The sequence below is a fragment of the Paenibacillus chibensis genome (genome assembly GCF_004001045.1).
Taxonomy (GTDB): Bacteria; Bacillota; Bacilli; order Paenibacillales; family Paenibacillaceae; genus Paenibacillus_AQ; species Paenibacillus_AQ chibensis.
The window spans coordinates 24575-43647 of the sequence record NZ_BIMK01000019.1 but is presented as its reverse complement, the minus strand read 5'-3'; the positions used below and the strand labels follow the sequence as shown (position 1 = coordinate 43647).

General features: G+C 57.0%; 9 protein-coding genes and 1 pseudogene. All 10 read left to right on the top strand.

Features of this window, described 5'->3' with window-relative positions; genetic code table 11:
• Positions 1–6: 6 nt before the first annotated feature.
• On the top strand, positions 7–1908 hold the full coding sequence (locus tag PCH05_RS16265; protein ID WP_246049642.1) for a cache domain-containing sensor histidine kinase: 1902 nt from the start codon (positions 7–9) through the stop codon (positions 1906–1908).
• Positions 1909–2281: 373 nt separating this feature from the next.
• Positions 2282–3844, top strand: a complete 1563-nt coding sequence (locus tag PCH05_RS16260; protein WP_127603753.1) for an extracellular solute-binding protein — start codon at positions 2282–2284, stop codon at positions 3842–3844.
• Between the two features lie 46 nt (positions 3845–3890).
• Positions 3891–6314 carry a glycosyl hydrolase family 95 catalytic domain-containing protein gene (locus tag PCH05_RS16255; protein WP_127603751.1) on the top strand — a complete coding sequence of 808 codons (2424 nt, stop codon included), beginning with the start codon at positions 3891–3893 and terminating at the stop codon, positions 6312–6314.
• A gap of 60 nt (positions 6315–6374) precedes the next feature.
• Complete coding sequence (locus PCH05_RS16250) at positions 6375–7571, top strand: glucuronate isomerase (protein ID WP_127603749.1); 1197 nt, start codon at positions 6375–6377, stop codon at positions 7569–7571.
• Positions 7572–8618, top strand: coding sequence for a glycoside hydrolase family protein (locus PCH05_RS16245; RefSeq protein ID WP_174806273.1), 1047 nt, complete (start codon positions 7572–7574; stop codon positions 8616–8618). It begins immediately after the preceding gene.
• A gap of 3 nt (positions 8619–8621) precedes the next feature.
• A complete protein-coding gene (locus PCH05_RS16240; RefSeq protein ID WP_127603747.1) occupies positions 8622–10772 on the top strand; it encodes a TIM-barrel domain-containing protein in 2151 nt (716 codons plus the stop codon).
• A 41-nt stretch (positions 10773–10813) separates the two neighbouring features.
• Positions 10814–11986 (top strand): glycoside hydrolase family 88 protein, encoded by a 1173-nt coding sequence (locus tag PCH05_RS16235; RefSeq protein ID WP_127603745.1) that lies wholly within the window; start codon positions 10814–10816, stop codon positions 11984–11986.
• Between the two features lie 81 nt (positions 11987–12067).
• Positions 12068–13912, top strand: coding sequence for an alpha-L-fucosidase (locus PCH05_RS16230; RefSeq protein WP_127603743.1), 1845 nt, complete (start codon positions 12068–12070; stop codon positions 13910–13912).
• Between the two features lie 194 nt (positions 13913–14106).
• Complete coding sequence (locus PCH05_RS16225; protein WP_127603797.1) at positions 14107–14343, top strand: DUF6953 family protein; 237 nt, start codon at positions 14107–14109, stop codon at positions 14341–14343.
• A 685-nt stretch (positions 14344–15028) separates the two neighbouring features.
• A pseudogene (locus PCH05_RS28190) lies at positions 15029–18728 on the top strand (discoidin domain-containing protein).
• The last annotated feature ends 345 nt before the right edge of the window (positions 18729–19073 follow it).

Below are 19073 nucleotides of genomic sequence, written 5' to 3'. Positions count from 1 at the left end.
AAGAGGATGAAGATCCGTCTGCGGGTCAAGCTGCTGGCCAGCTTTTTGGTCGTCATTCTGCTCTCGCTCTCCGCGTTGGGCGTTGCTTTTTACACGATATCGGCCAGGCAGCTGGAGAGAAGCACGGAGAATCAGATGACCCAGATCATCAACAATGCCGTCCATCATACCAATCTGTATCTGTCTTCCTATCAGCGCTCGATGGTGGCCCTGCTCTCCAATCTGAGCGTCAAAAAATACATTGATTTGCCGTCGGACCGTGAAGAATACGAAAACTACCGTTATATGACCGATATCCGCGACTCCATCGTCGAGCCGGTCTGGATCCGCAATCCGGAGATCAGCGCGCTCTACATTATCGGATACAACGGCAACGCGCTGTACTATTTTAACAGCGGGACCGAGCCGTCCTTCTCGCCCAAGGATACGGCCGAACAGATTGAATATTTCAAGTCGCATACGGATGGATCCGGACGCCTGACGATTATCAACCATACGATCCAGGGGAAAAATGCGGCGCCGATGCTGACCCTGATCCGCCGCATACGCGGCCTGAGCTCGCCGGACATGAAGGGGTTCGTCGGCATTGAGGTCAAGTCGGAGGAGCTCTCCACGCTCTGGAAGGGCATCGATTTAGGCGAAGACAGCTATTTTTTCATCGTGGATGATCAAGGCCAGATCCAGTATCATACCGACCCTTCCAAGGTGGGCAAGCAGATCTCCCATAAGCTCGCGAACGAAATGGCCGACGCGGGCACGTCCATGTTCCGCAGCTCCGCGGAAGGCTCGAAACGGGCGTATATCAGCCGCAAGGCCGATTACTCCGGCTGGAACCTGGTGGTTTCCATCCCGAACAGCCAGCTGGTGAAGCCGCTGGAAACGACGCGGATGCTTATTTTCATCGTGGCAGCCCTAACCTTTCTTTGTGCGCTGTACCTGGCCAACCATTTCGGCGCATCGATCACGAACCCGATTCGGTCCTTGATGAAGGGAATGAGCCAGACGGAAAAAGGAAACTGGGAGTTCATTCCCCTGCCGAAGCGGCACGACGAAATTACGGAGCTGATCGTCAGGTACAACACGATGGTAAACCGTTTGTCGGAGCTGGTGGATATCGTCTACCAGTCCGAGCTGAAAAACAAGGAGATGCAAGCCGAACGGCAGAAGGCTGAATTCCAGTCTCTGCAGCTGCAGATCAATCCGCATTTTCTGTATAACACGCTCGAAACGGTCGTCTGCTATGCCGTCATTCAAGACTCGGACGAGATTTCCGAGATTGTCGGGGCGCTTTCCTACATGCTCCATTACTCGGTGCGGACCAATCTTGAAGAAATCACGGTAGCCAATGAGCTGAAGCATGTCATGTATTTCATGGTCATCATCAATCACCGGATCGGCCGGAATTTTGAGATCGATATGCGCGTCAGTCCGGATCTTTTACTGCGGAAAATGGTGCGCCTTACCCTCCAGCCGCTGGTGGAGAACGTGTTTCAGCACGCCTTCCGTTACGGGGTTGAAGATCATCATGCGATTATCATTGATGCGGGCGAGGAAGGGGACGGCTTCTGGGTCAGCGTGGAGGATAACGGCTGCGGCATGACGCCGGAGCGGCTCGCGGAGCTGCGTGCCAAGCTCCGCGAGAACCGTCTTGCCGATGATGACGGTGAAGCGGGCCAGCTGAAAGGCGGCATCGGCGTGGCGAACGTGCATCGCCGCATACAGCTTGTATTCGGCGAGGATTACGGACTCACGGTTGAAAGCGGCCTGGAGCAGGGGACGCGGATGATCATGCGAATGCCCCGTTCCGCGGCGAAGCAGCTTGCCGGGAACGGGGCGGAGGCCTCGCCCCAACCGGAGCTTCTGCCACCGGGCTTTTCTGGAAAAAACGATTCTTGGCAGGTGGGATAACATCTCCATGCAGACATAACGGATGAAGGGGGCAGGATGACCTGCCTCCTTATCCGCAGGTGGCCTTATCCGTTAAACAGTTTATCCTCGATGATCGGGGCCGGGATCTCATGCAGATCGACGGCTTCTTTGTCATGAAGCAGCTCCGGAGGGATTTTGTCCCAAAACTGATATTCCTCAATCCGGGCGGGCTACAACGAGCGGAAAGGAGCATGGGTTTGGATTTTTCCGAAAATCACGGCGTTCAAGGGCGCTATATGCTTTTATCCTAAAAAAACACATCACCAGCATAATCCGCCCCATGGGTGCTTCCCGGCCTTTCGTTCTATCATGAGGTATGCACGATCGATAAACGGAAAGGGGAAAAAGTCTAATGAAGAAATGGATCAGCCTGATGTTGGCATCAACGCTTCTTACAGCAGGACTTGCAGGATGCGGAGGCGGCAGCAAGCAGGAAACGGCCGACGCCTCGGACGAATCAAAACCGCTTAAATTCTCCATCTCCCTGACAACAAGTGGAAACGCTTACGCGGAGAGCTCCAAAGATATTAACAACGATAAATGGGTGAAGGAATTCGAAAAGCGCGCCAATGTGGACGTAGACATGAGCATGATTCCGCTGAAGGATTTTGACTCCAAAATGGCCGTCATGTTCGCGGGCGGAGACATTCCTGACGTGGTGCAAAACGTCGGCGGCGCAACCGATAAATCGATGTCGGGTTCCATTGAAGCCGGCGTGTTCATGCCGCTCGATGACCTGCTGAAGGAATACGCGCCGAACATTATGAAAGCGGTTCCGAAGGAAGCTTGGGCCGAGGTCAGCTATAAAGGGAAAATATACGGCGTACCGACGTGGCTGAGCAATCCTTCCCGCCGCGCGACGTTTATCCGCACCGATCTGCTCGAGAAAACGGGGCTTCCGGTACCGAAAACGATGGATGATTACCTGAACGTGATGCGTGCCTTCAAGAAACTGGGCGTGCCGGCACCCTACCAAGCGCGCGAAAACTTCAAGTATGCCGATATCGGCTTCGGGGCCTACGATGCGCTGGGTTATCAGTTCATGGAAAAGGACGGCGAGGTCGTACCGAAGTTCTACAACGCGGATCACATGGAAAAGGCGCTTAACGTGTATAAGACGATGTATGACGAAGGCCTGATTCAGAAGGATTTTGCAACGATCCAGGCGCCGCAGTATTCCGAGAACATTGAGGCGGGCAATGCAGGGATCTGGACGGCGAATGCCGCCAGCTTGCTGGACTTCCGCACGAAAATCTCGGCCGTCGTACCGGATGCCAAGGTGGACAGCATCCCGTCTCCGGAAGGCGACAACGGCTTGAAGGGATACGGTCTGTACAGCTCGGTGAATACCTCCCTGTATATCAACAGCAAGGTTAGCAAGGAAAAAGCGATCCGCATCATCAAGCTGTTTGATTGGATGCAGACGCCTGAAGCGGCGAAATTCTTCAGCTTCGGTATCGAAGGCGAGAACTACACCGAGAAAGACGGCAAAATCGACTACAAATTCCCTACGGACAAAGCAGGCAACGACGAGCAGAACTTCCGCTCCATGCTGAGATGGGTCGGCGACGGCACCATTAACCGCGAGCGCACCGAGCTGCTTCCGGGCGGAATGGACGTGCTAAAGGCACTGGATGAGACACTCGCTCACGAAGGCATCGGCGGGATCGGGTTCGTGCCTGAGCTGGAAACGTTCGGTCAGAATCCGGACCTTGCATCCAAGCGTCCCGATCAAGCCCCGAAGATGATCATCGACCATATGGTGAAAATGATTTATGGCAAAGAACCGATCTCGGATTGGCCGAAGGTCATTGAGGAATACAAGCAAAAAGGCGGTAACAATATCGTTAAGGAAGCGACTGAACGCTTCAAAAACAACGACGGCATCTTGAACCAATCGAGCCGAAATCAATAACTTTCGAGATATGAGCCCTAAAGACGGGAAGAAAGAGGTGTGCAGCATGAATACAGAGCATCCCTGGAAGCTGAAGCTGCGGACCCCCTCCTCCTGGTGGGGAGCAGGGTGGCGGGAAGCCCTGCCCACTGGCAGCGGAACTGTCGGCGCGGCCGTGTATGGGGCGGTGCACAGGGAAACGGTAATGCTGACGCATGGCGACTTGTGGTGGCAGAGCGCCACGCCGGATCTGCCTGACGTCAGCGGCCGGCTGCCGGAAATGCGCCGGCTGATGCTGGAAGGCCGGGAGGCGGAGGCCGAACCGATCCTGGTGGATGAGCTTCGCCGGCAAGGTTATGAACCGGCTATGGCTGTTCCGCTGCCGCTTTGCGATCTCACGATCGTGTCGGCAGTGAATGAAGGGTTCAAGCACTATTCCCGTGAGCTGGATATGCAGACTGGCGAAGTAACCGTTCGCTGGAAGGACAGGGGGGCCGCTTTCGAGCGGGCCCTGTTCGCATCCCGCCCCGAAGACATGATCGTGATGGCCCTTCGCGGCGAGAAACGCGGCATGCTGCAGGCCCGGCTGTCGCTTGGTCTTCATGACCCCGCGGACGTAAAACGGCCGCCCGGACGGCCGGAAGCACCGCTTCCTGCCGAGGCGGAATCGGGGTCGGATGGCGTCTATCTGTGGTATGCCGCGCGCAGCGATGACGGCAGCGACTTCGGCGCGGTGGCCCGGGTTATACCGGCAGGAGGCCGTTTGACAGCCGAAGGCAACGAAACGGTGATTAGCGGTGCGGATGAGGCGTTGGTACTGCTGCGCATGTTCGTTCACGGGAGCCGGGAGAAGGAGTGGCAGCGGCTTACGGCTGAACTGGCAGCAGAAGAGAGGAGCTACAAGGAGCTCCTGGCCTCCCATGTTCTTGCACATGGACAGCTGTTTGAACGGACGTTGCTGGATTTGGGCGCAGAGGGGCGCGGACGTTCCAACGAGGAGCTCCTGCTGGAAGCCTACCAAGGTGAAGCCCCCCTGGCCATGCTGGAAAAGATGTGGGCTTACGGCAGATACCTGCTGATTTCCAGTTCCCGCGAAGGCGGCAGCCCCTGCCATCTGTACGGTTTATGGTGCGGGGAATACCGGGGCTTCTGGGCGTTTAACATGGCGAACGAAAACCTGCAGATGATCTACTGGCAGGCGCTGAGCGGCCGGATGCCGGAGCTGCTGCTGCCGGTGTTCGATTACGTCGAGCGGCTTCTGGACGATTTCCGGCTGAATGCCCGGCATATATATGGATGCCGGGGGATTTTCATTCCGGCACCGACAGCGCCGGATTCCGGCCTGCTGAAGACCCTCGCCCCGCATATCGTCCACTGGACCGGAGCGGCAGGCTGGATTGCGCAGCATTATTACGACTACTACCTGTATACGAGGGACCGGGAATTTCTCCGCAACCGGGCGCTGCCGTTTTTAAGGGAGGTCGCCTTGTTCTATGAGGACTTCTTCATCACCGGGGAGGATGGGCAGCTGATCAGCTGCCCGTCCAACTCGCCCGAGAATAAGCTGGGCAACGGCACGGGCGGACCGAAAGGAACGACGGTCAACGCGACGATGGATTTCGCCATTGCCAAAGAGGTGCTGAGCCGTTTGGTGGCCGGAGCCGGTGAAGAGGGCTTGTACCCTGAGGAAGTTCCTGTTTGGAAGGAACTGCTTAGCCGGATTCCCGGCTATCAGCTTAATGAAGACGGAGCCGTCCGGGAATGGATGCATTCCCCGTACGGGGATGAGTACCATCACCGGCACCAATCGCATCTGTACCCGATGTTTCCGGGCAAGGAAATCACCCGGGATAAGGATCCTGAATTGTTCCAGGCTTTCTTGACGGCCGTGAAAAAAAGGCTGGTCGTCGGTCTCAAAGAGCAGACCGGCTGGTCGCTAGCCCATATGTCCAACCTGTACGCACGCCTTGGCGAAGGCAATCTGGCGCTGGAATGTCTGGATCTGCTGAGCCGATCGGCGGTCATGAACAATTTTTTTACGCTTCATAACGACTGGCGAAACATGGGCATCGGTCTCTCAATGGACTGGGCCCCGTTCCAAATCGATGCGAATATGGGCTTTACGGCGGCTGTGCAGGAAATGCTGCTGTACTCCGAGCCCGGGCTGATCCGCATTCTCCCGGCTCTGCCGGACCGGTGGAGACGGGGACGGGCGCATGGCCTGCTGGCCTGCGGCAATATCGAGGTAGATGTGGACTGGAACCGGGAAAAGGAGGCGCTGACGGTGATGCTGAAGACAGTCTCGTCGCAGCGTGTAACCTTGAAGCTGCCACGAGGCGCCGCGTTTTCGGATCGCGATTCCGCGTGCCGGGAAAGCATGGCGGAAAGCCTTGTTCAATTGACCGGAGAAGGCCCCGTCTGCCTCCAGGCGGATCTGCAGGCAGGAAGACCGTTAATCATGAAGCTGAAATTTCAGCAGCCGTCATTCTGAATAGGAGCATTCAGATCATATCGACAAATAATGAGCAGGCAACGAAGGAGAGGATTCCGGATGAAGCAAGCATCCTTGCTGGATGACATCATGGCCATGGACGTTATCGATACGCACACCCATCTGGTGGGAGACCATTTGTGCGCGGAGGATTTCTGGAAGATTGCGGATTATTTCTGGTTAAACCGCGAGCTGCAGACCGCAGGCTATCCGGCTGACGCGGAGAAGCTGCCGGAGCTAGATCGAATGGAGACATTTCTGAAGGCCTATCAGGGCTCGCGCAACACGCTGATGAATATCGCTTTTACAACCATCCTTAACGATTTATACGGAATAGAGCTTACGGACCTTGCCTCGATCCGGAAAGCGGATGAGCGGATTCAAGCCCGGAGACAAGAGGCGGGCTGGGCGCAAAGCGTTGCGGACCGGCTGCATGTACGCCGCTTCGCGGTCAATCATCCCGATCACGCCGCATTTGTGGGCATGAAGGATCAAGCGCTGTTGTTCCCGCGGATTGACGGTTGGCTGCCGAAGCTGGTGCAGGAAGTGTTCCGGGCGGAGAGCCGGGAGGAGGCTTTGGAGCAGGCCAAGGCGCATATCCGGGAGCAGCTCCGCGGCTACCATGAGGCGGGCTGCCCGGGCATCATGACGACGCTTTCCAATTATGAAGCCGCTGCGAATGAGGCGTATGCCATCAGCGGCGATACGGCTTCCGATGAAATCCTGTTCATGCTTCTGCATGACATATGCGCCGAGCTTGAAAGCCTGGGCATGTTCCTGCAGCTGTTTTTGGGCGTGGAACGCAGATGGGGCAGCACGGCTGCAGCCCCGGTGAACGATTCGCTGCGGGTGGTCCGGTTATACGGACTGTTCGAGCGCTACAGCATTCCGTTTGAGCTTGTGACCGCAGCGGAGCTCAGCAATCTGGATGTCGTGCAGGCGGCTTGGAATTTTCCGAACGTGCATGTCGGCGGCATGTGGTGGTATAACTTCCGGGCAAGCACGTATACCCAAAGCATGCAGCATAGGCTTGAGGCATTGGCGCCGATCAAGAGCTCGCTAATTGTGTCCGATGCCCGCTGCATCGAGTGGACGTACGGCAAGATTCATGTCGTGAAGCGGCTGTTGGCCGGATTTCTGGATGATCAGACAGCCAAAGGCTGGATCGACCGGGAAGGGGCGCTCTACTGCGCTTCGGAATGGCTGTATGGCAGTGCGGCACAAAGGTATGGCTTAAACCGGCGGGAGGGAATGTAAATGTCTTGGTCGCTGATGGACCGTATGCTTCCCGCTCCGGTTGGCGGCGGCTTCCGGATGGAGCATTGGTGGGTGTGGTGCGGATCGGTCGTACGCGGTGAGGACGGGCGTTACCATATGTTCGCCTCGCGGTGGCCCAAGTGGCTTCCCATGCATCCGGGCTGGCTGATCCGTTCCGAGATCGTGCGGGCGGTTTCGGATACGCCGGAAGGTCCGTACACGTACGCGGAAACCGTGCTGCCGGCCCGCGGAGCCGAGTATTGGGACGGCCGCAGCACCCATAACCCGCATATCATCCGGCAGGGGGATCAATATCTGCTCTATTACATGGGCTCGACGCATCCGTTTGCGGAAGCGGAGCCGGGGGAAACGGTCGACATGGACGATTGCCGGGTGATCGCTGCCAGAGCGGCCAAACGTGTCGGTCTTGCGGTGGCGGACAGTATCCTTGGCCCCTGGAAGCGGATGGATGCCCCGATTCTGCCCGTTCGCCCGGGCAAATTTGATAGTTATTTGACCTCCAATCCCGCGCCGTGCATCCGGGAAGATGGCTCGGTGCTCCTGATCTACAAGGCGCGGAAATACGAAGGCCATACGTACGGCAAAATGACGCTCGGCGCGGCAGAGGCCGACCGGGCGGAAGGACGCTACCGCGTCATCAGCGAACAGCCGTTGTTTCCCCCGGATGTGCATGTGGAGGATCCGTTTATTTGGCGGACCGGTCACGGATACGCGATGATCGCAAAGGATATGGAAGGACATCTGTGCGGCGAGAAGCACGGAGGCATCCTGGCGGTGTCGGACAACGGCACGGGATGGAAGCTTGCGGATCACCGGAAAGCTTATTCAAGGAAGATCCTGTGGGACGACGGGCAGGAGCGGGTGATGGGCAGCTTTGAAAGGCCGTTTTTGCTGTTTCAGGACGGCAGGCCGACGCATATGTTTGCAGCCGTAGCCGATGGTCCGGGAGGCTTCCATCACGCGGAAAACACTTGGAATATGGTCATCCCGCTATCGGCGGACGTTGACGGCTTGAAGGAGGACTGACCGATGCGGAACATCGATTGGAACCAAGCGGCGCCTGGGGTATGGAAGACGACGATCGGCAGCCCCGGGGGATGGACTCCGTTGACTTGCTTGAATCGCAGGCCCAGAACGGAGGCGATGAAGGAGCTGCCTGAAGCCGCTCTACCTTTAAGCGGCGAGACAATCGACCTTAGGGAACTGCGTGCAGGCGGCAGTCTGTTATCGCTGCCGCTGGCTGAGAGTGAAGAGCTGTACGGCATGGGTTTGCAGTTCATGCACATGAATCAGCGCGGACGAACCCGCTATTTGCGGGTGAACAGCGATCCGAAGCAGGATACCGGCGAGACCCATGCGCCCGTTCCTTTTCTCGTCAGCGGGCGGGGGTATGGCATACTGGTGGACAGCGCCAGAGCCGTCACCTTCTACTGCGGCTCGGCGCTGCGTCAGCATAAGGATGCCGCTGCGGAGGCGCGCGACCGCAACACGGACCGCGGCTGGAAGGCGACGCCCGTCTCGGATCGGCTGGAAATCCGCCTGCCGCAGGAAGGCGCGGACGTGTATGTGTTCGCCGGGCCGGGAATGCAGGATGTCGTGCGGCGCTACAATTTGTTCTGCGGCGGAGGAACCCTGCCGCCCCGTTGGGGGCTGGGCTTTTGGCATCGCGTGCCAACGCTGTTCCGGGATGCCGAGGTGGAGCAGGAAGCCATGGAATTCCGGGCACGCGGCATCCCCTGCGATGTCATCGGGCTGGAGCCCGGCTGGCATTCGGCTAGCTATCCGGTCACGTATGAATGGGATGGGGGCCGGTATCCGGATCCGGCCGGTTTTGTGAGCAGAATGAGAGATGCCGGATTTCAAGTCAACCTGTGGGAGCATCCGTATGTTTCGCCGGAGTCGGCATTGTACGGCAGTATGCGGGAGCTGTCCGGCAGCTACTCGGTGTGGGGCGGCTTGGCTCCCGACTATACCCTGGAAGCAGCCCGCAAGCTTTATGCGGATCAGCATGAGCGTGAGCATGTGAGTCTGGGCGTGTCAGGGTACAAGCTGGATGAATGCGACGGCAGCGAGCTGACGCGCAACGCCTGGATGTTCCCGGCGCATGCCGAATTTCCATCCGGACATGACGGGGAGCAAATGCGGCAGCTGTACGGACTGCTGCTGCAGGATGTGACGGACCGGCTTTACCGCGGGAAGAACCGGCGGACCTACGGGCTCGTCCGCGCCTCGAATGCAGGCGCGTCCAACCTCCCGTACGTACTCTACTCGGATCTGTATGATCACCGCCAATTTGTGAGGGCGCTGTGCAATGCTTCGTTTGCCGGGCTGCTCTGGTGCCCGGAGGTACGCAGGGCCGATAGCGTAGAGGATTGGATCAGACGCATGCAGACGGTATGCTTCTCGCCGCTTGCCATGCTGAATGCGTGGGGCGACGGGGTCAAGCCATGGAGCTATCCGGAGGCGGAGGCCATTATCAGGCATTATATCCGTCTGCGGATGCGCCTGCTTCCTTACTTGTATACGGTCTTTGCCGAATACGAAGAGAAAGGGATCCCGCCGTTTCAAGCAATGCCGCTCGTGCTGGCCGATGAAATGCAGGAGCAGGGCAAGCGGGAAGAAACAGGAGGAAGCTCCTTCGGTACGGGGAAATCCGAAAGCGGATTTAATACCGCGGAAGGAGCATACGGCAAGCAGGCCGGGCGCGAATGGGATGACCAGTTCTGCATCGGACGCGATCTTCTGGTCGCGCCATTGTTTGCCGGTGAAACCGGCCGGGACATCCTCTTGCCGGGCGGCGTCTGGTATGAAGCCGAGACGGGCGCGCGGCATGCGGGCGGGCAGGTTGTGCATGTTGATTGTCCGCTGGAGCGCCTGCCGCTGTTCGTGCGGGAGGGTGCCATTATCCCGATGATGCCCGCGCTCGATCATGTGCCTGAAGGACAAACGGAGATCCCGGTTGAAATGGTCCATTTTGGCACCGAACCGGGCGAAGGGCTGCTGTATGACGATGACGGGGAAACCTTTGATTTTGAAAAGGGCGGCGGCAGCTGGTTAAAGGTCCGTGTCGCCATTGCCCAAGGCGGCGGCTTTACGGGGACGGCCGAGAAGGGCGGCCCGGCTTGCAGGTACAACATTACCGGTTGGCGTTTCGGACAGACTCGTCTGCCGCAGGAATAGATACGGAATTACGGAATTCGGACACAGAGGAGGATTACACAATGAGTGAACAGATTGTAAATCAGGCGGCTGAATCCGGGCATGCGGAGCTATCTTCATCGGTTCAATCCTGGGCGGATGGATTATGGAAAAAAATTGAGCGGAAGGTCGGCCGGACCAGCCGCCGGATCGGCGTCAGCTGTCCGCATGCTTCGGTGAACGGCGTATACGACGACATGAGGGTATCCTGGTGGACGGCCGGCTTCTGGCCGGGGATTCTGTGGCATCTGTCGGCGGAAGGGGGGCATCCCGAGCTGAAGGCGATTGCCGAGCAATGCGAAGCACGGCTGGATGAGCCACTGAACACGCTGGCCGTGCATCATGATTCCGGCTTCATTTGGCTGCTGTCTTCCGTGGCGAACTACCGCATCACGGGCAACGAGCGCTCGAAGGAGCGGGGACTGATGGCGGCTTCCCAGCTCGCCAGCCGGTTCAACCTGAAGGGCCGTTACATCCGCGCTTGGCATGATACGCAAACCCTGAACCGCGCCGGCTGGTCCATCATCGACACGATGATGAATCTGCCGCTGCTCTACTGGGCGTCGGAGACGACAAACGATCCGCGCTTTCGGCATATCGCCGAAGCTCACGCGGATACCGTGCTGAAGCATTTCATGCGTCCGGACGGATCAAGCTATCACATTCTCCGCTTTGATCCGGAATCCGGCGAGCTGCTGGGCGCGGATGCCGGTCAGGGCCATGCGGAGAATTCCGCTTGGGCAAGGGGCAGCGCCTGGACCGTATACGGCATGCTGCTCTCCTATCAATACACGGGCAATGAAGCATTTTTGATCGGCTCCAAGCGGGCAGCCCATTTCTTCCTTGCGAATCTGCCCGAGGATGATGTGCCGCATTGGGACTTCCGTGCGCCGCGAAACGAGGACACCCCGCGGGATACGTCCGCCGCAGCCTGCGCGGCATGCGGACTCATCGAGCTCGCAGGCTGTCTGCCTGCGGGCGAAGGCCAAATGTACCTGGAGGCCGCCGCGCGCCTGATCCGCTCGCTGGATGAAAATTACGGCGCTTGGGACCGGGAGGATGAGGAAGGACTGATTTTGTCGGGAACCTCGAATTTGCCGGGCGGAGTGCACATCGATACACCGCTTATTTACGGCGATTACTTTTTCGTGGAGGCCGTCTCCAAGCTGCGCGGCTCGACACGCCGTTTCTGGTAAGATGCAGGCTCTAATAACGGAGTTTCGGCACTTCCTCCAAGTCGATATAGAACTAGATATTGAAAGGGGTTCGAACGAATCATGGGAGATCAGACCGATTTGCAAAAAACGGATTCCGTGCAGGCAGGGAGGCCCGAAGAGAACCTTCTGGACGACCCGCTGCAGGCGCTGAGGGAGAAGCCGGAGACCTTGCATGACGATGCTCATGAACGGCGGATCGCTTGGTGGCGGGAAGCCAGGCTCGGCCTGTTTATTCATTGGGGGCCGTATTCACTACCTGCGGGCGTCTGGAACGGCGAAGAGGTGGAGGCGTCGTACAGCGAGCATCTCATGCTGCGGGCCCGCATTCCGGTGCAGGGGTATGAGGAGATGGCGGAGCAGTTCAACCCGACCGCTTTCGATGCCGGCCAATGGGTTCGTACCGCCAAGCAGGCGGGACTGAAATATATCATTTTTACCGCCAAGCATCATGACGGGTTCGCCATGTACGATTCGAAGGTTTCCGATTATTCCATCGTACGGCATACCCCGTTCGGCCGCGATCCGCTGCGGGAGCTGGAGGATGCCTGCCGCGAAGAAGGGCTCGTGCTCGGCATTTACTATTCGCATGCGATGGATTGGCATGATCCGGATTCGCAAGGAAATACGTGGGATTATCCGGGGAATATCGGCGCCTATGATGACGTGGACAGCTGGATTCATGACGAGGACAAGCGCACGCGTTTTGACCATTACCTGCATCGCAAATCCCTTCCCCAGGTTCGAGAACTGCTGACGGAATACGGCAAGGTCGGACTGATGTGGTTCGACTGCGGCGGCAAGCTGACGAGGGAGCAGGGCGAGCTGTTCCTTACCACGGTGCATGCCCTTCAACAGGACTGCCTCGTAAACAGCCGCGTATGGAAAAGTCCGCTTGGGGATTACGCCAACACCTCGGATAATCAGCTGGAGACGCGGACCATCCGCCAAGATTGGGAAAATATTATCACGCTGAATGATTCCTGGGGGCATAAGAAGTCCGATACGAACTGGAAATCCCCGGTTTCGATCATCCGTCAAATCATTGACGTGGTCAGCAAAAACGGCAATCTGGTCATCAATGTCGGACCTACGGGCACGGGCGAGTGGGATCCGGTTTCCGAGCAGATTCTGCTGGAGGTGGGGGACTGGCTTCGCGTCAATGGAGACGGCATATATAGCGCTGGGGCTTCTCCGACCGCCAAGCCTTTCTGGGGCAGATGCACCTTAAAAGGGCAGACGCTGTATCTGCATGTATTTGAGCCGCCGGCAGACGGGCATTTAGTGGTTCCTGGACTGCTGAGCCGGGTGGAGCGGATATACCCGCTGGCAGGCGGAGATGATTTGCCGTTCGAATGGCTTGGAAGCAGCGATCTTATCGTACGTTTGACGGAGAACGGGCTAAGCGGCCTGAATGCGGACGGCAAACCATACGTGCTGGCGGTGGAATGCTCCGGCCCTGTGAAGGGCAGCCCCGTCCGGCTGCTGATGAATGGTGAGGGCGCAGCCAAGGTCTATGAATTAGGTGTTTTCGAGAGCGAAATCAACGGTTCAACCCTTCGTTATGACACCGGCAAAAAGAACCGCGATAACCTGCTGGATTGGACGGATGAACAGGAATATACAGCTTGGAGCGTACGCACATCCGGACCCTGCACCTTTACGGCGCACCTGGATTACGGCTGCGGCGACGAGGGCGGGGGCTGCTTTATGCTGAAAGCGTCAGGTCAAACGCTGAATGCTGAAGTCCAATCGACGGGCGGCCCGTATGCGTTCCACCGCTTTGAGCTGGGAGAGCTGCATTTTCCTGAGGCTGGCGAACACAGCATCGAGCTGCGTGCAGAGCGGATCCAAGGGGAGTACTTGATGCAGCCGCGTAAACTACTGCTGGAGCAGGTAAGTATTTAACGTTACCTTCCTTATGCAGCCGGTTGGGTGCACTGCTATTGCATACGAGGATCAGGGGACTGTCTTGTTACCGTGACGGGTATCTGAATCGTCCTTGCATCCTCTCTAGGCCGTCATCAGGCGTAGTCGTCATCGTTTTTCATGTCTGATCTGTTATAATGGGTGGACGAAAGACGGAAGGGATCGATGCACGGATGGCATTTACGGCACAGCAGGTGGCGGAGTGGATGGTTCAGGAGATCAGGTTCAAGGGCATTTTGTATCAAACCGAGGCCATTTCATACGTACGTGAGCATTTTGGAGAGGAATTTGTTTTCGTTAATGAGAACGGGAATGCCTCGCTGGAAAAAGAAGTGAAAAAGGCTTTCCGGAAGCTGCACGGCGGTCGGATCGCCTGGGACCGGGATGGTTTTATGTGGGCATGGACGTAGTATAGCGGCTCTTTGCTGCGGAGGCAGCGGGCGATGCTCGTAACGTTTTGAAGCGCAGAGAATGACCATGCTGAGTGAGCTCGGACTCTATAGCAAGTGTAGGAACAATGAGCATAATAGTAGCTCCCGGGGCGATTCCCAGGAGCTTTTTTAATGGGAAATACCCCATGACGAGGCGAGCCTGCTTTATTATTTTCCATTCATTTCTAGTCGAACATATCATCTGACATGAAAATCGTATGAACGCGCATCGTCAAAGCCCATGGCCTGGCTTATAGTATTGTCACATCGTTAATTCTCCAGAGAAACGCCCTGATCGACCCCATATTACAGGGCGTGCTGCAGTCCGTCCACATCATGGCAGCATCATCCATCCGCGTTTCAAGGTTCAGGCGGCTTCCCTGACTTTCCCAGCCATCCTTCTTGCAGACTTACTCTCATTCCTTCAACCCGATTTCCCAGACATTCGCTCAAGCCCCTGCTACGGTTTGAAACGCATCCCCAAAAGGAGGCGATATTTGCGCTGGCCGCGGCCAACCGGATACATGCATTCATCCCGGATAACCATCTAGACTAGGCTGAAAATATGTGCATCTCTCTATATTTGAAACCAGGAGGTCCAAGTATGGCTGCAAAAAAAGCTCAAACCTTGAAGAAATCGGTTGCCGTATATTTGCTCATTCTTATGCTGATCCTTATTCCATTCTCCGCCGTTACGGCTGCTGCCGACCCCAATGCGCCTGTCGACTCGCTTCCGGCCGTTACTGATCCGGGGCAGGCACCGGAAACGCAAGGGCCGTCCGCAAGCACAGAGGAGGGTTCCGATCCCGCTGCAGCGCCGCAGAATGGCAGCGCTTCCAACCAAGACGGATCCAAACCAACGTCTGCGGACGCCGTCGTCGCCGCTGTTGAAGCGGGCAACCTGGCTGCAGGCAAAACAATGACCGCAAGCTCGTATACGCAGACTTATGTGGCTGCGAATGCGGGCGATTCCAACGCGTCCACCTATTGGGAGAGCAATAATAATGCTTTTCCGCAGTGGCTTCAGGTGGATCTCGGCAGCTCCTACGATGTGAATAAGGTTATCCTGAAACTGCCGCCAAGCGGCTGGGAGACGCGTGCGCAGACCCTCAGCGTGCAAGGAAGCAGTAACGGTTCAACATTCACGAATGTGTCGGCTTCGGCAAGCTATACCTTTGACCCGGCAAGCGGGAACCAAGTGACGATCAGCTTCACGGCGGCTTCCGCCAGATATGTGCGGCTGGTATTTACCGCCAACACAGGCTGGCCTGCGGGGCAAGTATCCGAATTCGAGGTTTACGGCCAAGCACCGGCAGGGGACACGAGTCCGCCGACGGCTCCGGGGAATCTCGCATACATCGAGCCGTCATCCGGCCAGATCAAGCTGACGTGGACGGCCTCTACGGATAATGTGGGTGTTACAGGCTATGACATTTATGCAAACGGTGCGCTGCGTGCGAGCGTGGCGGGCAATGTCCTGACTTACACGGACAGTCAGCCGACAACCGCGACGGTAGCTTATTACGTGAAAGCCAAGGATGCGGCAGGCAACGTGTCGCAGGCCAGCAACACGGTCACGCGAACCGGAAGCGGGGGCGGGGGAACGGGAACGAATCTGGCGCTGAATAAGCCCATTACCGCTTCCTCGAACGAGTATATTTATTATGCCTCCAACGCCAATGACGGCAGCCTGACGACGTATTGGGAAGGGGCGGGCGGCAGCTATCCCAATACGCTGACCGTTGATCTGGGAGCGAATGCGGATCTTTCGTCGATCGTGCTGAAGCTGAACCCGGACAGCGCTTGGGCCACGCGTTCGCAAACGATTCAAGTGCTCGGACATGACCAGAACTCGTCCAATTTCGTCAATCTGGTCTCTTCCGCGTCGTACACGTTCAATCCGGCCTCCGGCAATACGGTAACCATTCCCCTCAGCGCGACGGCCAGCGCGGTGCAGCTCAAAATAACAGCCAACTCCGGCTCCTCCGGCGGCCAATCCGGATCTCACGATCACGGGCATGTCCTGGACGCCGGCATCGCCTGTGGAGACCGATTCCATCGTGCTTACCTCCACAGTCAAAAACATAGGAACGCTGGCATCCTCCGCCACGAGCGTGAATTTCTACCTCGGGACCACGAAGGTCGGCACGGCGGCCGTTGGCGCGCTCGCCGCAGGCGCATCCGCGAACGTAACCTATACGCTCGGCACCAAAGATGCAGGGTCTTATGCGCTTAGCGCGAAGGTAGATGAGGACAACAAGGTGATCGAGCAGAACGAGAACAATAACAGCTATACGAATCCTTCTCCGCTGGTCGTCGGCGCAGTCCAGAGCTCGGACCTGATCGCTTCTTCGGTGAGCTGGTCGCCAAGCAACCCATCGGCCGGGAATGCCGTGAATTTCTCCGTCACGGTCAAAAACCAGGGAACGATCGCATCCGCAAGCGGCGCACATTCCATTAAGTTAACGCTCAGCGACGCTACGACCGGGGCTGTGATCACGACGATGACCGGTTCCGTCAATGGGGTCATCGCGAGCGGCGCGTCGGCGGCTCCAGTTAATCTGGGCAGCTGGACCGCTGCGAACGGTAAATATACGCTGAAGACGGAAATCGGGGCGGATGCGAATGAGCTGCCCGCGAAGCAGGCGAACAACGTATCAACCCAGTCCTTCTTCGTGGGGCGCGGGGCCAACATGCCTTACGACATGTATGAAGCAGAAGACGGAACGATCGGCGGCGGCGCAGCCATTGTCGGTCCGAACCGGAACATCGGCGATATTGCGGGCGAAGCCTCGGGCCGCAAGGCGGTTACGCTGAATACGACCGGCAGCTATGTCCAGTTTACGACCAAAGCCAGCACGAATACGCTCGTGGTTCGCTACTCCATCCCGGATGCACCCGGTGGAGACGGCATGAACTCAACGCTGAACGTATACGTGAACGGGGTCTTTACCAAAACGATCGATCTGACCTCGAAGTACGCGTGGCTGTACGGCAGTGAAACGAATCCGGGCAACAGCCCGTCGGCGGGTTCGCCAAGACATATCTATGACGAGGCCAACCTGATGTTCGACTCGACGATTCCGAAGGGCAGCACCATCAAGCTGCAGAAGGATGCCTCGAACACAAGCCAATATGCCATCGATTTCATTAACTTGGAGCAGGTTGCACCGATTGCGAATCCGGATCCGGCCAAGTATGCGGTACCGGCAGGATTCACCCACCAGGACGTGCAGAATGCCCTCGATAAAGTACGGATGGATACCACGGGCAATCTGGTGGGAGTCTATCTGCCGGCAGGCACATACCAGACATCGAATAAGTTCCAGGTGTATGGCAAGGCGATCAAAATCATCGGAGCTGGACCGTGGTACACCCGATTCGTGGCTCCATCCAGCCAGACCAATACCGATATCGGATTTTCGGCAAGTTCGTCGGCCAACGGCTCGACCTTTGCGAACTTTGCTTATTTCGGCAACTATACGTCCCGTAGTGACGGTCCGGGCAAAGTCTTCGATTTCTCGAATGTCGCCAATATGACCATCGACAACATTTGGGTCGAGCATCAGGTGTGCATGTACTGGGGAGCCAATACCGACTATATGACGATCAAAAACTCCCGCATCCGCGACCTGTTCGCGGACGGCATCAATATGACGAACGGCAGCACCAACAATCTCGTCAGCAACAATGAGGCCCGGGCAACGGGCGACGACAGCTTCGCCTTGTTCTCCGCCATTGATGCGGGCGGGGCGGACGAGAAGGATAATGTCTTCGAGAACCTGACGTCCATGCTGACCTGGCGAGCTGCAGGGCTTGCGGTATACGGCGGTTACGGCAACACGTTCCGCAATATCTACATCGCCGATACGCTGTGCTACTCCGGCGTAACGATCAGCTCGCTCGACTTCGGCTATCCGATGAACGGCTTCGGCGCGTCGCCGACGACCAATCTGGAGAACATCTCGATCGTGCGCGCGGGCGGCCACTTCTGGGATAAGCAGACTTTTCCGGCCATGTGGCTGTTCTCGGCCTCCAAGGTGTTCCAAGGCATCCGTGTCAGCGATGTAGATATCATTGATCCGACCTACCATGGCATCATGTTCCAGACGAACTATGTCGGAAACTCACCGCAGAATCCGATCAAGGATACCATTTTCACCAACATTACAATCTCCGGCGCCCAGAAGAGCGGGGATGCGTTCGATGCGAAGTCCGGCGTCGGCATTTGGGCCAACGAGCTGCCAGAACCGGGGCAAGGCCCGGCGGTCGGCTCTGTCACCTTCAATAACCTGAAGATTTCGAATACGGTCACGCCGATCAAAAATAACACGTCGACGTTTACGATCAACGTGAATCCGTAAGTTAACAAGCATCAAACGTAAGATGAATCCATCTCAACCCCCGTGGCGTGCAGCCGCGGGGGTTTTGAATATTACCGATGTACCTGCATAGCACGTCTGAATCGACCTCGGAGTAAAGCCTCACTTTGCGCGTTTTTTTGGGGAATCTGTCGATTCGGGACTTTGGCAGCAGCTTTCCTAAGTCCTATTTACAATAATTAACATAAATACTAAAATAAATATAAGCGTTAAGTTAAAGCGCTTTAATTTTAATAGGGGGTGAAGCTTACAACATACAACCTCACCAGAGAAACAACGAATCGGTACCTGCTTCTTTTGTCGTCCGCAAGCTGCATTTGTTCCGGC

Coding starts and splice junctions, on each gene's coding strand:
- PCH05_RS16250 (WP_127603749.1), top strand. CDS start 6,375: ATGAAGCAAGCATCCTTGCTGGATGACATCATGGCCATGGACGTTATC.
- PCH05_RS16235 (WP_127603745.1), top strand. CDS start 10,814: ATGAGTGAACAGATTGTAAATCAGGCGGCTGAATCCGGGCATGCGGAG.
- PCH05_RS16265 (WP_246049642.1), top strand. CDS start 7: ATGAAGATCCGTCTGCGGGTCAAGCTGCTGGCCAGCTTTTTGGTCGTC.
- PCH05_RS16255 (WP_127603751.1), top strand. CDS start 3,891: ATGAATACAGAGCATCCCTGGAAGCTGAAGCTGCGGACCCCCTCCTCC.
- PCH05_RS16225 (WP_127603797.1), top strand. CDS start 14,107: ATGGCATTTACGGCACAGCAGGTGGCGGAGTGGATGGTTCAGGAGATC.
- PCH05_RS16240 (WP_127603747.1), top strand. CDS start 8,622: ATGCGGAACATCGATTGGAACCAAGCGGCGCCTGGGGTATGGAAGACG.
- PCH05_RS16230 (WP_127603743.1), top strand. CDS start 12,068: ATGGGAGATCAGACCGATTTGCAAAAAACGGATTCCGTGCAGGCAGGG.
- PCH05_RS16245 (WP_174806273.1), top strand. CDS start 7,572: ATGTCTTGGTCGCTGATGGACCGTATGCTTCCCGCTCCGGTTGGCGGC.
- PCH05_RS16260 (WP_127603753.1), top strand. CDS start 2,282: ATGAAGAAATGGATCAGCCTGATGTTGGCATCAACGCTTCTTACAGCA.